At 60.7% G+C, this 16744-nt stretch carries 8 protein-coding genes; 4 read left to right on the forward strand and 4 right to left on the reverse strand.

The window, feature by feature from the left end:
* Nucleotides 1-23: 23 nt before the first annotated feature.
* Complete coding sequence (locus L6D81_RS17790) at nt 24-5072, reverse strand: NEL-type E3 ubiquitin ligase domain-containing protein (RefSeq protein ID WP_236181259.1); 5049 nt, start codon at nt 5070-5072, stop codon at nt 24-26.
* Nucleotides 5073-5222: 150 nt separating this feature from the next.
* The gene (locus tag L6D81_RS17795; RefSeq protein ID WP_236181260.1) at nt 5223-8366 is read right to left on the reverse strand and encodes a transglycosylase domain-containing protein; all 3144 of its coding nucleotides are present in this window, start codon (nt 8364-8366) and stop codon (nt 5223-5225) included.
* Nucleotides 8367-8799: 433 nt separating this feature from the next.
* On the opposite strand from L6D81_RS17795, the gene L6D81_RS17800 reads away from it, so the two are divergent.
* Complete coding sequence (locus tag L6D81_RS17800; RefSeq protein ID WP_236181261.1) at nt 8800-10221, forward strand: amino acid permease; 1422 nt, start codon at nt 8800-8802, stop codon at nt 10219-10221.
* A gap of 170 nt (nt 10222-10391) precedes the next feature.
* Nucleotides 10392-11897 (forward strand): glucosyltransferase domain-containing protein, encoded by a 1506-nt coding sequence (locus L6D81_RS17805; protein WP_236181262.1) that lies wholly within the window; start codon nt 10392-10394, stop codon nt 11895-11897.
* Nucleotides 11898-11908: 11 nt separating this feature from the next.
* Here the strand turns inward: L6D81_RS17805 and L6D81_RS17810 are convergent, their stop codons facing one another.
* Together L6D81_RS17810 and L6D81_RS17815 are read right to left on the reverse strand one after the other, a co-directional pair.
* Complete coding sequence (locus L6D81_RS17810; protein ID WP_236181263.1) at nt 11909-13528, reverse strand: FMN-binding glutamate synthase family protein; 1620 nt, start codon at nt 13526-13528, stop codon at nt 11909-11911.
* A 35-nt stretch (nt 13529-13563) separates the two neighbouring features.
* Entirely contained in the window at nt 13564-14364 is an 801-nt protein-coding gene (locus L6D81_RS17815; protein ID WP_236181264.1) for a helix-turn-helix transcriptional regulator, read from the reverse strand.
* 125 nt (nt 14365-14489) lie between these two features.
* On the opposite strand from L6D81_RS17815, the gene L6D81_RS17820 reads away from it, so the two are divergent.
* The gene (locus L6D81_RS17820) at nt 14490-15305 is read left to right on the forward strand and encodes a carbon-nitrogen hydrolase family protein (protein ID WP_236181265.1); all 816 of its coding nucleotides are present in this window, start codon (nt 14490-14492) and stop codon (nt 15303-15305) included.
* A gap of 113 nt (nt 15306-15418) precedes the next feature.
* Nucleotides 15419-16744 carry an APC family permease gene (locus L6D81_RS17825; RefSeq protein ID WP_236181266.1) on the forward strand — a complete coding sequence of 442 codons (1326 nt, stop codon included), beginning with the start codon at nt 15419-15421 and terminating at the stop codon, nt 16742-16744.

Here is a 16744-nt window from a genome sequence, read left to right on the forward strand (position 1 = left end):
TAGTTGCCTTCAGGGGGGGGGCGTCAGATGCCGGCCCGAGCCATGGCCTCGCGGGTCAGACGCCTGCTCAGTTCGCGCTCCTGATAGCCGATGTCCCGTTGCCGGCTCTCGAATACCGCCTGGCTCATCTCCTCGCCGGCCAGCACTTCATCCAGAGGGATGGAGAGTTTTTCGGCGAGCTTGACCAGCCGCTTGAGCAGCTCGGCCGATTCCTGGCCCTGGCTTTGTGCTTCCTGCCATTCTTTGGTCAAGGACAACAGCTCCAGTCTGTCCTGATAATGGTCGGTGTTTCGGGCGAAATCACTCGGGTACTGCTTGCGCAAGTATTGCTCCCAGAACGGCTGTTCGATCATCTGGTTCACCAGACCGTCGCCGGCTTCCGCCTCGATGATCGTGGTGTACGCCCTGTTGATGGTCGAATCCGTGACGCCGGCAGTCGGGCGGAATCTCATGGCTTCCGATTGCCATGGCAGTTCCAGGCGCTTGGCGAGCCCGGTTTCATAAGCCAGGTGAACTTCGACCTGGTCGGGATCGCCCGCTCGTTTCCTGATGTCGGCCCGTGCAATCCCGGCGACCTGCTCAAGGCGCGCAGAACCTTTGGCCAGCGTCACCAGTTTGCCTTCTACCTCGCCGGCGCTGATTGAAAAGTGTCGGGCTTCCGAAGCCAGCACCTTCACCCCCATGTTGTTGAAGAGTTGCGCACCGGCATCTGCACAACCTTCGGGGTCGGTGGACATGAGGAACAGTTCCTCGCGTAACGCGGTGTCGATATCGATGGCATTGACCATGCGCCACACACGATCGGTGAGTTGCGCTTTCGCGCGCCCTCCCTGCCGGTAATCGGCCGATTGGGTGAGTCTTTCCAGCACTCTGAAGAAACCGTCGGATTGCGGTTCGTTCACCAGGTCATGCCAGGCTTCCGGCCGATGGACACCGGTACCGGGAGATTCACTGTACAGGGACGCATCATCGGCTGGTGACCAGCGTTTCATCAGGTCTTCTGCGGGCGGCTGATAGGCGACTGTCGGACTGATGCCCACGGATTCGCGGTACAGCTCGTATGACTGGCGCAACGCCGGAGACAGTTTTTCAACATCGATCCGGGTGCGGGCGATCAGGAAGGCCTTGTCCGAGCCGGGAGCAACGTCGGGCATCGAGCGGATCCAGTTTCTTCGCAGATCGAGAAAAAAGCCCTTGGGCCGCGCAAGGCTGAACAGTCCCAGTGGCCAGTCGTTCACATCCGTATTGGCCAGGTTCAATACCTTGAGCTTCGGCATGCGGTGGATGAGCGGCGGGTCACCCAGCGGGTTGTTGTCCAGCCTGAGGACTTCGAGGTGTTTCAGGTTTTGCAGTTGCTCGATGGCGCGCGGTGTCAGCTCGATCATATTGTCGCTCAGGCGCAAGGTTTTGAGCCGAGGCTGCTGGCCGATGCTGTCGGGCAGGGTTTTCAGACCACAGTGTCTGGCGCTGATCTGTTGCAGGTTGGGCAAGTCCTTGAGCAGGCCGCGGGGACCGGGAGAGAACTGCTGCCCGTCCAGATTGACCGTGGTGATCTGCTCCAGCCAGGGTTTGAGATCCGGCATCTGTTTCCACCAGCGTTCAAGGTCGCGCGGCAGGACCTCCGTGGACAGGTCCAGGGTATAACCGCCTTCCAGGCTGCTACTGCGCTCACCGAATGCTTCGGACTTTCTTTCGAAGCACGCCATCAGACGCTCGGCGATGAACCTGCCGCCCTTGCGTTCGTAATCCCAATAGGCGTCCGGCAGGCGTCCGCCGTCATCCGGGTCATAGTCCTGCAGATAACGCTGGCGCCAATCCTCCAGTTTTTGTTTCAGGCCCTGGCGCTCCTGTTTGAGCCGCTCGATTTGCTGGTGAGGGTCGCCTTTGGCGTGCAATGAGCGAGTGAATGCGGCCACCTCGCTTTCATCGAAGTGCGCAAACATCTCCTTCACTTTGGTTTCGACGGTTTTTTCCGCGAACGGCCAGAGGACCTTTGACAATCCAGGGCCTCGTACCAGCAGTTCGGTCTGTCGCGGCGCAACGGCGCGCAGGGGCGGGCGGGCGAGCAGGGTTCGACGTTCGCTCGGCGGTGCGGTCTTGGCCACGATCCACTGTCTGAACATTTCCCCCTGATCAGTGCGATAACCCAGCGCAGCACGTTTGTCCTCGGGCAGCGCGAGCAGGGTCGCGCGATAGAAGTCATGGGCCTCATGCCGTTTTCGGTGAGCGTCGTCGAACACTTCGTAGCGGCCACGCTCGTCCCTGATCAGTGTACGCAGCGTACCGGCGCTCTCGGGGCCGGCGCTGGTGCGCAGAGGACCGTCAGGGGTTCCGTCTCGCACATCGATACGCAGATCTTCGAAGGTGTCGGTGTGAATCTTCAGGGTATTGAGGATGAGCCGTTCGGTATCGGTTTTCAGCAGCGCCGGTTCATGCAGACCCTCGGCGGCGCGCGTCGCCCGGGTTTCGAAAGCGCTTTCGCGAACCATGTTCTTCACGCGCAGCGGGATCCGGTGTTGTTCGGCCATGATCCGTCGTTCGCCGTCCGTTGCCTGTTCCAGTAACGGACGAGCCACCGAGGACGGCAGTTGTGGGAATTCGCTTTGCAGCAGGCGCACCTGTGGATCGTCGGATCGGTCCTGGAGTCGGTACTCGTATTCGAAAATCTCGGGTGTCCGGGTTTCCACGACTCGCGCCAGTGTGTCGCGCAAAGCCTGTACCTGCCGGTCGCGGGGATAGGGCCTGCCCAGCAGCGCGGCCATGTCCGGTTCACCCAGAAACGCCGTCAGCCGTTCGGGCAACTGGCCGCTCATCATGTCAGCCAGGCTGATGTGCAGCGTGTTTTCAGCGGTAGCGTCCGGGTGACCGTACTGGCGAAACCCCCCGCTCAGATCCGCGTTTTCATAGACTCTCAAACCCTTGTTGGCGGGCCATCCCGGCAAGCCCGGGGCGATGGTCTCGAACCAGAACGAATCGGCGGGCAGCGGTTGCCCCGTGCGCACCCGGTGACTCATGTCACGGACGCGGTCCCAGGTCCTGAAGCGGGCAAGGGTGTCTGCCAACAACGGAGGCGGTGCGGCATTGTCGACATGCAGGCGGCGCAGCGAGTTGTCGGGGGTGCCGCTGATGCTGCGCAGCTTTTCCAGTTCGGCGTGGCTATAGCCCTCGGCGAAGTGGCCCAGCCGCTGCATCAGTCTCGTTCCTTCCCAGTCTTGCGGTGTCTCGCCTTCCAGGACCCAGGCACCCTGGCCGTTATGACGCGCTTCGGGCCGGTAGGCCTGGGCGCGTGTCGGGTGAACGACGCGATGTGTCTTGCCTTTCGGATCGAGTTGCACTTCGTAGCATTTGCCTTCGATAGGCAGCAGGGTCTTGCCCGAATGATGGTGCAGGCCAAGGGCGTCGGGTTTTGATGTCTGTGGCAACGCCGGCTCCGGTTGCTCGTAAGGCCTGAGATCCGGGTGCCACAGACGCATCTTGCCGTCGTTCGACCGCACCGGTTTCATGCCTTCGACGAGGGACGACAGTTTGAGCTTGAATGCATTGCCGATCGTTACACCGCCAGCAAAGGCTGCCAGTTGCAGGACATCGATGGTCACGCCCATGACATGCTCGCCCAGTTCGACGTAGTGCCCTTCGATCAGGTCCCAGACGCCCTCGACCGCTTCGTTGACGATCTGATACACGGTGTAGGCCAGCATGGCTTCGCCCAGCAATGGTACGAAGGGGGTCAGCACCAGCAGCGCCACGTTGAAGATGTCCGAAGCGATTTTCTTGAAGTTTTCCCACCAGGCCCAGCGTGCGCGGCTGTCTGCGTCCGCAGTGGACACTGCGATGACTCGCGCATCGTTGAGGATCTTGTTGAGTTGTTGCTGATAGAGATACGTCCACAGCGGTTCAGTGATCGGGGGCGCGCTGAATTGCAGCTGTGGTTTGTCCACAGGCGTTTTACGCCAGGACGGGCGCGGGTCGCCTCGATCCTTTGGGTACCATTTGACGACGGTGAGCCGTTGTTCAAGCCCGGCAAAGAAATGGCCGCGCTGCTCGTGATCGACGAACTGGCTGAAGAACTGGCGATACGTGAAGCCGCTGGACTGTGCGGTCTGGTTGTCTCTCAACTGTCGGCTCAGCTCGTTCATGAATTCGATTGTCGAGGCGTACTCCTTGAGCGGGTGCTCGGGATCATGGGGCACGTAGGCGATCATGGTCTGCGCGTGCTGCTTCTGGTCGGGATCCGGTCGGATGATCAGGATTCCGGTGAGGTTCAGATCCATCATGCCCAGCTCACAGACTGTCATGGCTTGCTCACCCAGCTTAAGGTGCGGCCGCCCTTCGAGCAGGTCGTGGATGAGCAGATGGGCCTGCCGGCCAATGTCTTTTTTCGCCAGCGCAATGTGCGCCGCCGCCTTGAGCGCCGCTTGCTGGCTGCGCTGTACATGCAATTTCAGCCAGGCCTGGGCGACCGGTTCCTTGTTGAGCAGATAGTCTTCAAGGTGGGCCTTGTATTGCGCGCCGATGTCCAGCTCCCTGCACAGTGCCTGGAACTGGCTCACACTGATGATTTTGTCGATCGGTGAAATATCGAAAAGCTCACGCGCCGCATCGGTCTTTTCAATGAACGCGGAGTCTTTCTCGAATGTTTCGTCATAGGCAAAGTTGTGCAGTGCCGCATCCAGCAGGGAAACTGTTCTTGCGGTATAACCCGGTGCAATCTGAATGACCCACCAGTTGCTTTCCTTGGGAATATATAAACGCAGGAACGTATTTTTAACGTCGACATTGACGTTGAATCTTTCAAGCAGTTTCGCCTTCAGCAACGGTTCGGCGAATGCACCAATGTCCTGCAGTTTCGCCAGCAGCCTGTCGATCTTGTTCTGCGCACTCCAGGCCGTCTTGTTGGCGCTGTTGATACGCTCGATGTGTCTGGGATCCGCCTCGCTTATCCACGCTGCACTGCGTCGGGGCGCTCGCCTGAGTGCATGACTTCGATGCAGTTGCATATCCAGAAAAGCGGAATCGATGTGTGACTTAATCAAGTCGTAATGTTGCCCTTTGTATTCAGTTATTGCAGTCATTGCTAAAGCCTTGAATCAGTCAGGAGTTTCAAGGCTAACGTTCAGGGCCGGGAATGATTAGTTTAAAAGCTTGCTGCCGGACTGCTGTTTTCAGCGTCGGTTGATTGAATATTGGAATATATAAAACAAATAGTTAACACCCCGCGTAATTCACTCCGGGCCAGGTGCCCGGGCGTTCAAGGACGCCACCGCCGGAGCCTCGGGTGTCAGACATTGCGAGTCGCTGCCCGGTTGCAGGTATGGCATCAGGATCGGTGCCATGCCCTTGAGTACCTGCACCGGCAGGGCCGAGGTGAATTTGAAGTTCTCCGCAGAGCGCCCCGGAACGTACGCCGTGAGCGTGCCGAAATGGTGGTCGCCGATGTAGAACACGAAAGTGGCAGTGCGGTTGATCGACTTCGAACTGAGAATCCGTCCGCCGGAGCCGATTGCTTCGATCCGGTTGTCGCCAGTGCCGGTTTTTCCGCCCATGGTCAGCGGTGTTCCATCGGCCAGTTTGAAACTGCCGGAAACACGTTTGGCCGTTCCCGAGTCCACCACTTGCGACAGCGCTTCGCGCATCGCGGTAGCGACTTCCGATGGCATCACCCGTTTGCCGACGTGAGGGTCATTGACCAGTCTGGTTTCGTAGGGCGTGCCGGCGGCAAAGTGCAGGCTGTCGATGCGCAGGGTCGGCATGCGCACACCGTCGTTGAGGATGGTGCCGATCAGCTCGGCCAGTGCAGCGGGGCGGTCGCCGGAGCTGCCGATGGCGGTGGCCAGCGACGGCACCAGGTGATCGAACGGATAGCCGACTTTCCGCCAGCGCTGATGGATGTCGAGGAACGCCTCGATCTCCAGCATGGTGCGGATCCGGCTGTCGCGGGCGCCCTTGTGCTTGCTCTTGAACAGCCAGCTATAGACCTCCTGACGCTCGAACTGACTGGCCTTGACGATGTCCTTGAAGGTCGCATCGGGGTGGTTGAGCAGGTAGCCGATCATCCACAGGTCCAGCGGGTGGACCTTGGCGATGAAGCCCTGATCCGGCAGGTCGTAGGTGCCGGGGCCGTAGGCCAGGTAGAGCCGTTCGAGGCGTTCGTCGGTGAGTTTTTTGGTGATTTTGACGCCCTTGAGGTGCGAGCGCACAAAGGTGTTGAAGTCTTCCTGACTGGCATTGGGCAGCAGATAACGGTGCACGGCGGCCATGCGGATCGGGGTCGGGCGCATGCTGTCGAGAAAGGTATCGAGCCGGGCCTGGGTGTTCTTGTTCCGGTATTTTTTCCAGAACTTGAGCAGGAACGCGGTGCCTTCACGGTCGGCGAACGAGGCGAGGTATTCCTGACGTCGCGGGTCGCGGTCGTCCTTGAGCAGTTCGGCGCTGTTGTTCGGGCCGGAGTAGGTGCTGTAGCGCACCAGGTCGCGCATCAGGCGAATGAACGGCAGGTTGATCGACTCGCGCAGGGCATCGCGCAGGGTCGGCAGGCGGCCGTTGTCTTCCTTGCGAAAATTATGAAACGTGTGCAGCCCGCCACCGGTGAAAAAAGCTTCACCGGGACTGGCCGAGTATTTGCGGTCGAGGGCGGCGCCGAGCATTTTCGACAGATCGTGATCCTTGTTCTGGATCAGGTAATCGATCACCCACCGGCTCAGGCGATCCTGATCAGGGACCTCGACCTTCTTCAGTTCCGGCAGGCTCATCGCGGCGTATTTGTCGTGCAGCTCTGCGATGATTTGCAGGTAGGTGGTCAACACCCGCATCTTGGCAGTGGAGCCCAGCTCCAGTTTGCTGCCCTCATTGATGTCGAACGGTTGGTCGGTGCTGTCGGTCTGCACCCTCACGCGGGAGCCGTCGGGCGTCAGCTCGAACAGGGTGAAGCTGTAGCGCACCTGGGCGGTGCTGGTGGGCGTGAGCAGGCGTTCGCCCATCAGGCCGACTTCGGTCGCGTAGGCCGGGTCGGCCAGTCGTTTCAGGTAGGCGGTGGCCTGGGTTTGCAGCTGGCCTTGCAGGGTGCTGGTGGCAGACAGGTCGAGGCGGTCAAGGTCGTACAGCGGACGGTTGAGCATCGACGCCAGCCGGCTGCGGGCGACAGTGATGCCCTTGTTGGTTTCGATCGGTTGAATCGTCGGCTGAGTCTGCCAGTCGCGATAGCTGATGGTGCTGGCCAGTGCCGCATCGGCCAGGGCGGCGTCGATCACCCCGTTCTGTTTGAGCAGGCGCAAGTGGCTGTTGGTCAGTTCGACCAGTTCTTCGCGGCCCTTGGTCAGGTAATGCGAAGGACGGCGCTGGGCGATCATCAGCGAGAGCATTTCGCGCAGGGCCAGACCTTTCTCCGCCATGGATTGCGGATCGGTCGCCGAGCTGGAGAGTTTGCGGTTGGCTTCGTTGAAGTCGGCGCCGTACCAGACCCGCAGGCCCTCGGCCATGCCGTGCACTTCGCCATGCCCCGGCACCGCCGACAGCGGCACGCTGTTGAGGTAGTCGCGAATGATGTTCTGCCGCGCCTGCAAGGTGTCCGGACCGCCCTGATAGGCGCGCACGCTGGCGGAAATCATCTGGCGGATTTTCTCGGCGCCGGACACCGTCAGGCCATCGGGCGAATGACGGTATTTCTCAAGTTGGGTGGCCAGGGTGCTGCCGCCGGCCGACTGGCCAGGCAAATGCAGCAGCTTGGCAACCTGCGACCAGGCCGCCATGCCGAAGCGCGGCCAGTCCACCGCCGGGTTCGCCAGCGGTTGCCTGGGGTCGAGCAGGAACCGGTTTTCGATGAACAACAGGCTGTTGACCACCACCGGGGGGATCGACTCGAAACTGGGATACAACTGCTGCGGGTAGTTGTACTGATACAGCGGCGCCGCGCGGCAATCGGTGATCGACAGCCCGGCCTGGATCTTCTCGGGAAAGGGCACGAACAGGCCCTTGTCGGTGTAGTTGAGCAGGGCCGGGGAGAAGCGCGTCTGCTCGGTGATCACGTAGTTGCGCTTGATCAGCCGTGGCAGGAACTCGTCCAGCGAACTGTAGCCCAGACGCAGGTCAAACGGCCCGTTGCCCGGATAGCGGATCGCTTCGCTGGGCCCCGGTTGCAATTCGTATTTGAGTTTGGCGGCGTACTGGCTGACCTCGCGGGACTGAAAACGCGAGGTGCGCATTTCTTTCATTGCGGCCAGGCCCACGACAATCGCGATGATCACCAACAGGAGCCAGAAAGCCTTCCACCCATGCCGGTTACGACGGGGTTTTTCAGGTACAGGCGCTTCATCCATACGTTCAGTCGGAACCACTTTTTCACTCGAATCGGTTTGCCACAAAGCGCCCATAGTCGATTGATCCATTCACGCAGATTGATCGGACTTGTCTGAAGCTTAGTCGGTGCTTGGCGTCGGTGAAAAAATTGTGAAGGACAGGGATCAAGCGGCGCCTGAACAAATCTTCATGGCCGGCCACCGCATGACGTTGCACCATTGCTGTGCAATACTCGGCGCCCATTTGTGCGGTGAATAATCCTCGAAATGCAGGATGGTTTGTCTCGTAAACCGTGTATTTGACGAGTTTTACGTCTGAATCAGATGCCTTATAGAGTGAAAAAACCTGTCGCAAGCTTTTTATACTGCACGCCCCGCTGATCCCGCAGGTTGCTTTTGCGGGACGGTCCTGCCCACGAAGCAGGGCCGGTTTTACCCAGACGCAGGCCTATCGGCCAACGTTTGAACACTCGGTGGTCAATCCAATAACAAGACGAGGAAGTCCCCCATGCCAGTCGGCAATCACCCGCCCCATGGCGACACCGCACAAGGCGGCCCGCTCAAACGCGAACTCGGTGAACGGCATATTCGCCTGATGGCGCTCGGTGCCTGCATCGGTGTCGGTCTGTTTCTCGGTTCGGCCAAGGCCATCGAAATGGCCGGCCCGGCGATCATGCTGTCTTACATCATCGGCGGTCTGGCGATCCTGGTGATCATGCGCGCCCTCGGCGAAATGGCCGTGCACAACCCGGTCGCCGGCTCATTCAGCCGTTACGCACAGGATTATCTCGGCCCGTTGGCGGGTTTTCTCACTGGCTGGAACTACTGGTTCCTGTGGCTGGTGACCTGTGTTGCCGAAATCACCGCAGTGGCGGTGTACATGGGCATCTGGTTCCCCGATGTTCCGCGCTGGATCTGGGCGCTGGCGGCGCTGCTCAGCATGGGCTCGATCAACCTGATCGCGGTCAAGGCCTTCGGTGAATTCGAGTTCTGGTTCGCTCTGATCAAGATCGTCACCATCATCGCGATGGTCATTGGCGGTGTCGGCATCATCGCGTTCGGTTTCGGCAACGACGGTGTGGCGCTGGGCATTTCCAACCTGTGGGCCCACGGCGGCTTCATGCCCAATGGTGTGACGGGCGTACTGATGTCCCTGCAGATGGTGATGTTCGCCTACCTCGGCGTGGAGATGATCGGCCTGACCGCCGGTGAAGCGAAGAACCCGCAGAAGACCATTCCGAATGCGATCGGCTCGGTGTTCTGGCGGATCCTGCTGTTCTACGTCGGCGCGCTGTTCGTGATCCTGTCGATCTACCCGTGGAACGAAATCGGCACCCAGGGCAGCCCGTTCGTGATGACCTTCGAACGCCTGGGCATCAAGACCGCCGCCGGCATCATCAACTTTGTGGTGATTACCGCAGCGCTGTCGTCGTGCAACGGCGGCATCTTCAGCACCGGGCGCATGCTCTACAGCCTGGCGCAGAACGGCCAGGCGCCGGCCGGCTTCGCTCGCACCTCGAGCAACGGCGTGCCGCGTCGGGCGTTGCTGCTGTCGATTTTCGCCCTGCTGCTGGGCGTGCTGCTCAACTATCTGGTACCGGAAAAAGTCTTCGTCTGGGTGACGTCGATCGCCACCTTCGGCGCGATCTGGACCTGGGTGATGATCCTGCTGGCCCAGCTCAAATTCCGCAAAGGCCTGAGCGCCAGCGAACGGGCCGGGCTGAAGTACAAGATGTGGCTGTTCCCGGTCAGCTCGTACCTGGCGCTGGCGTTCCTGGTGCTGGTGGTGGGCCTGATGGCTTACTTCCCGGACACTCGTGTGGCGCTGTATGTCGGCCCGGCGTTCCTGGTGCTGCTGACGGTTTTGTTCTACGTGTTCAAGCTGCAACCGAACGATGCGTCCCAGGGCGCGGTGCGTTCGGCTTCGTAATTTTTCAGCGCTGAAACTCGAAAGCCCCGGTCGAACGTCCGGGGCTTTTTCATGACGGTGAGGTTGACGCCGCTGGTCTGAAAACGCTGCAAAAAACGACTTCTGATTCAGAGTCATGTTCCAAGCTCTATCACTGTCGGCTTCAGCATCACAGTGACGGAGGCACTGAAATGAGGATCAGCGATTTTCTCGTACGAGAACTCGGCCGCCGTCAGGTCGTGCTGTTCTTCCTGCTCGCCACGCTGCTGTATATCCTCCCGCTGATCCTTGCCGACTTTCCCTACATCGACGACAACTGGCGCACCCTGGCTGCGGGCAACGCCTGGGCGGGGCAGGGGCGGCTGTTCATGGACTGGCTGTATCAGGCGCTGACCTTCACCGGCGCTGCGCCGAATATTTTTCCTCTGCCTCTTTTATTCGCCTCTGTCGGCATGTCATTGGCCCTCACGCGGCTGACCTTCGACTATTTCCCCGAACCGACCCTGGCCTGTTGTCTGGTGCCGTTGCCGCTCTGGTACAACCCGTTCCTGCTGCAGAATCTCTCCTATCAATACGACGGGGCCGGCACGGCCCTGAGCCTGGTCGCGGTGATTTACGCGATCACGTTTTGCGCTGCTTCACACATTCAGCGATGGCTGGTGCCGTCTGTTTTGCTGGCGCTGGCGATCGGGCTGTATCAGATCAGCCTCAATGTGTTTCTCGGGTTGTGCTGCCTGGAGCTGCTGCGCAATGTTCACCAGCGAGTGCCGTGGGATGAACTCTGGCGCCGGTCGGGCTGGCGGTTGGCGCAACTGCTGCTGGCGGTGTTGATCTACAGCGTTACGGCCTATCCGTTTACTGACCACGGACGCACACAATTGCTGAAGGTGAGCGCTGATCCGTTGCTGCAGATCGGCATCAATATCGGTCGGGTGATGGAGAAAGTTGAGCTGCTGTTTCACGGCGGCTACACGATGGTTTTTATTGCGCTGGTGCTGTGTGCCGTGTTCGGCGCCGTGCAAGTGGGACGGCGGATTCGCGAGCGCAACATGTCCCGCGCCAAGGGCTTGCTCTTGAGCTTCAGCTGTCTGCTGGCGTTGCCGTTGATAGTGCTGCTGGTGCCGGGCATGACGCTGCTGTTTCGCGACTTCAACGACGGTGCGCGCACCCTGATGGGGTTCGGCGTGCTGTTGATGTTGCTGTTCTATCTGGCATGGGTGGGATTGATGCCGCTGCATCAACGGTTGCCTCTGGTGTTGGCGATTCCGCTTCTGGCCACGCTGTCGTTGTCCTTCGCTTATGGCCGGGTGCTGATGATGGAGAAAGCTCTCGCCAGCAGTGCTCTCTACAGCCTCAGCCATGACATCTCATCCCATCGCGAACTGCGTGAAGCCAAACGGATTTATATCTCGGTGACGTACTCCGACCGCTGGCTTGTGAGTGCGCAGGGTACGTTTAAACAACTGCCGGTGCTGCGTTACCTGCTGAATATCGACTATTTCATGCTCGCCGAAAACCTGCCTTCGGCCGGCATCACCAACGTGGTCGCGGAGCGCGAGCGGCGCAACGCGACCCATGTCGGTCTGATGGGCTATCCACCCTTGGTGGACAGCCTCTATTACCGCCTCTACCTGATTGGCGACTACGGCTTCATCGTGATGAAGGAGCCGCCCCACGGTCGCTTGTTGCAATGGTGACCGTTCAGAATCTAGGCCGCCGCGATTTCCTGCGGTTCGAAACTGTCCGCCCGTGCCATCTGCCACATCCGCGAGTAGAACTCGCCGTTCACTTCCCCGGTGAGCAATTCCCCCGGTTTCAGGAACACATGCAGCTGCGAGAACAGTTTGATTTCGGTGGCCGACATGCGCCGCACCAAATGTTTGGCCGACAGTTGCGACGGGTGATCGAGGCCGGCGGCGGCGAGCATTTCCGCCAGCGCCTTCAAGGTATTGCGATGGAAGTTGTAGACCCGCTGGGCCTTGTCCGGCACCACCAGTGCCCGTTGGCGCAGGGTGTCCTGAGTGGCGACGCCGGTCGGGCATTTGTTGGTGTGGCAGCTTTGCGACTGGATGCAGCCGATGGCGAACATGAAGCCGCGCGCCGAGTTGGCCCAGTCGGCGCCGATGGCCAGCACGCTGGCGATGTCGAAGGCACTGACGATCTTGCCGCTGGCGCCGAGCTTGATCTTGTCGCGCAGGTTCAGACCGACCAGCGTGTTGTGCACGAACAACAGACCTTCGCGCATCGGCACGCCGATGTGGTCGGTGAACTCCACCGGTGCGGCGCCGGTCCCGCCTTCCTTGCCGTCGACCACGATGAAGTCCGGCAGGATGCCGGTTTCCAGCATGGCCTTGGCGATGCCCATGAACTCCCACGGGTGACCGAGGCAAAACTTGAAGCCCACGGGTTTGCCGCCGGACAGCTCACGCAGTTGCTGGATGAACTGCATCATCTCGATCGGCGTGGAGAACGCGCTGTGGCGGGACGGCGAGATGCAGTCTTCGCCCATCAGGATGCCGCGGGTGTCGGCGATTTCCTGGGTCACCTTGTGCTTGGGCAGAATCCCGCCGTGGCCGGGTTTGGCGCCCTGGCTCATCTTGATTTCGATCATCCGCACTTGCGGGGTCTGCGCCTGGGCGGCGAAACGTTCCGGGTCGAAACGGCCGTCGCTGGTGCGGCAGCCGAAGTAGCCGCTGCCCAGTTCCCAGGTCAGGTCGCCACCGTGTTCGCGGTGATAGGGGCTGATGCTGCCTTCGCCGGTGTCGTGGGCGAAGTTGCCGAGTTTCGCACCCTGGTTCAGCGCGCGGATCGCGTTGGCACTGAGTGAGCCAAAGCTCATGGCCGAGATGTTGAATACCGATGCCGAATACGGCTGGGTGCACTGCGGGCCACCGACGGTGACGCGAAAACTGCTCGGATCGCTCAGCGGCGCCGGGCGCATCGAGTGGCCGATGAATTCGAAACCGGATTGATAGACGTCGATCAGGGTGCCGAACGGCTTGTCGGCGGTTTCATTCTTGGCCCGCGAGTACACCAGCGAACGCTGGGCGCGGGAGAAGGGCAGGGCGTCGCTGTCGGATTCCAGCAGGTACTGGCGGATTTCCGGGCGGATGCCTTCGACCAGATAACGGATGTTGCCCAGGATCGGATAATTGCGGCGCACCGCGTGGGGGCTCTGCAGCAGGTCGAACAGACCGATCAGGCTCAATACGCCGGTGACGGCAGTGATCGGCCACAGCCAGTCGTGTTCGAGAAAGGGCAGGCTGGCGAGGGTGAACATCACGCAGACGGCAAAGAAGGCGTAGCGGCTCAGGAGTGACAGGCTCATACGGTTTCCTTGGTTCGGACGGTTTTTTGCGGCAGTCAGGCGTTCTGCGCCTGCAGAAAGATCGAAAACAGCTCCGACTGGGATTTGATCCCCAGCTTGCTGTACATGTGTTTCTTATGGACTTTCACGGTTTCAACAGAGATTTCCAGCTTACGGGCGATTTCTTTACTGGAGCAACCGCTGAGCATCAGGCGCCCGACGTCCACTTCCCGGGCGGTCAGTTGCGCGCCCTTGAGCTGCTGCACCGACGCTTCGAGCTGCACCCGCCAGTCCGGTTGCGCAGGCGCCGGGGCCAAGGCCACGGTTTCGTTGATTTCATAGGGCAAACGCTGGCGCAACAGGCCTAGCACCCAAGGCTGGATCAGTGACAACAGGGCAATCTGCTCGCCGGTGAAGCGTTGCTGGCTGCCCAGCGACAGGCACAGCGTGCGGTCGCCTTCGAGCTGGCAATTGAACTGGATTTCGTCGGCCACCACATTCAGACGAAAGTATCGCTGGTAATACTCGGTCAGTTCGAAGTGCTCCGGCGCCACCTCCGACAGGCGATACAACCCGGTGCGCGATTGCTCGCGGCAGGCAATGTAGAACGGGTCGAGCAGGTACAGACCGCGCAGGTAATCCTGAAACAACTGGTCGGGGCTGCCGTCCGCGCCGGGGCATTCGGCGAACACCTGCGGGTGGCGGTCGGCGCTGAACAGCAGCGCCACCCAGCTATCGAACGGGACGTACTGGTCGAGCAGGCGCACCAGTTGCGCCCAGAAATTCGGCTTGTCGAGGGCGTCGATCAACTGCCCGACGGCGCGGTGCCAGGTGATGTCGTCAAACGAAACAGTCATGCCTCTACCCCTATCGGGTTACCCCGGCCGCGTAATTCCCGGGCCGGTCGAATGCGAAGCATACTGGCCCACAGACAGCCGCCGGGCAATCTTTCGGCACCCGGCGCTCATAACAAGGACTCCCCATGAAAGTCGAACTCGCTCAACTGGCGGGCCGTGACAAAGACACGGCGTACAACCTCGAACGCGCCCTGGCGGCGATTGCCGGGTGCCCGGCCGACACGCAATTGATCGTGTTTCCCGAGACCCACCTGATGGGCTTCCCGACCGCCGCCACCGTGGCGCAGATTGCCGAGCCGCTAGACGGCCCCACTGTGAGCGCGGTGCAGGCTGCCGCCCGCGAACGCAATCTCGCCGTGGTGATCGGCATGGCCGAGAACGACAACGGCCGCTTCTACAACACCACGCTGCTGATTACCCCTGAAGGCATCGCCCTGAAATACCGCAAGACCCATCTCTGGGCGTCGGACCGCGGCGTGTTCGAGGCCGGTGATCGTTACGCCACCTGCCTGTGGAACGGCGTGCGGGTCGGCCTGCTGATCTGCTACGACATCGAGTTCCCCGAGTCGGCCCGTGCCCTGGCACAACTGGGCGCGCAATTGTTGATCGTGACCAACGGCAACATGGACCCGTACGGCCCGACCCACCGCACTGCGATCATGGCCCGCGCCCAGGAGAACCAGGCGTTTGCGCTGATGGTCAACCGTGTGGAAGCCGGGGATGACGGGTTGCTGTTTGCCGGCGGCAGTGCGCTGGTGGATCCGCTGGGCACGCTGCTGTTCGAGGCCGGGCGTGAGGAAGGGCGGTTCAGTGTCGAGCTGGATTTCGCTCAGCTGGAGCTGGCGCGCAAGGATTATCGCTATCTGGATGATCAGCGTTTGAGGTTGCCGGGGGAGGTGGTTGAGCACGCTTCGGGAGTACGTGAGCTGCTGATCCCTTGACCCGTTGTACCTGATCGTTCCCACGCAGAGCGTGGGAACGATCAGCAACACCCGAAACATTCGCCGAACTCGGCCTCTGCCATAAATCCAATAAAATCCGGAGTAAGTCGCCCATGGCTCGTTTGCAACGCACCCTTTCGCTGGGGTCGGTGGTGCTGTTCGGCATCGCCTACATGACGCCGATCATTGTCCTCGGCACGTTCGGCATCCTCGCCCAGTCCACCGCCGGCAGGGTGCCCGCCGCCTATCTGGCGGCGCTGGTGGCGATGTTCTTCACCGCCATGAGTTACGGGCGCATGGCTGCCGCGTTCCCGGTGGCCGGCTCGGCCTACAGCTACGTGCGAAAGGCCATCAGCCCGAAACTCGGCTTCATCGCCGGTTGGGCGGTGCTGCTCGATTATCTGTTTCTGCCGATGGCGATCTGGCTGATCGGCGCCGCGTACCTCGCGTCGGCGTTCCCGTCGATCCCGCAATGGATCTGGGTGTTGGCGTTCATCGGCATCACCAGTGCGATCAACATCATCGGTCTGAAACTGGCCAATGGCATCAACGCCTTGCTGATGCTGGTGCAGTTTCTGGTGCTGATCGCCTTCGTTGCGTTATGCGTGCATTACGTCGGCGGCGATGCCAGCCAGCCGTTGTGGTCGATCAAACCGTTCTTCAACGGCGACATGCAGATGCCGCTGATCATGAGCGGCGCGGCCATTGCCTGTTACTCGTTCCTCGGTTTTGATGCGGTCAGCACCTTGACCGAAGAAACCCGTGATCCGCGCCGCACCATCCCTCGGGCAATCATGTTGATCACCCTGATCGGCGGGCTGATTTTCGTCGGTGTTTCGTACTTCGTGCAGATCGCCCATCCGTCGTTCCAGTTCGACAGCGTCGACTCGGCGGCCTACGAGATTGCGCGCAACATCGGCGGCGATCTGTTCGTGTCGATCTTCCTGATCGGCCTGATCGTCGGCCAGTTCGCCTCGGGCCTGTCGGCGCAGGCCAGCGGTTCGCGGCTGTTGTTTGCGATGGGCCGCGACGGCGTGTTGCCCAAGTCATTTTTCGGCACCTTGCACGAGCGCTTTGGTACGCCGGTCAACAGCATCCTGCTCTGCGCGGTGGTGGCTTTGCTGGCCCTGAAACTCGACGTGACCACCTCGACCTCGTTCATCAACTTCGGCGCGTTCCTGGCGTTCAGCCTGGTCAATCTGTCGGTGATTTTTCACTACTGGATCGGCGGCGAGAAAAAAGGCCTGCGCGAGTTGATCCTGTTCCTGATCTTCCCGTTCATCGGCCTGGCGGCGGATCTGTGGCTGATGGTCAGCCTCGATCACCTGGCGGTGTATCTGGGCCTGAGCTGGCTGGCGATTGGCGTGGTGTACCTGGCGGTGCTCACGGGTGGCTTTCGCCGGCAGCCGCCGGAAATGGATTTCCAGGAAACCGCCTGA

Source organism: Pseudomonas sputi (assembly GCF_021603585.1).
Lineage (GTDB): Bacteria > Pseudomonadota > Gammaproteobacteria > Pseudomonadales > Pseudomonadaceae > Aquipseudomonas > Aquipseudomonas sputi.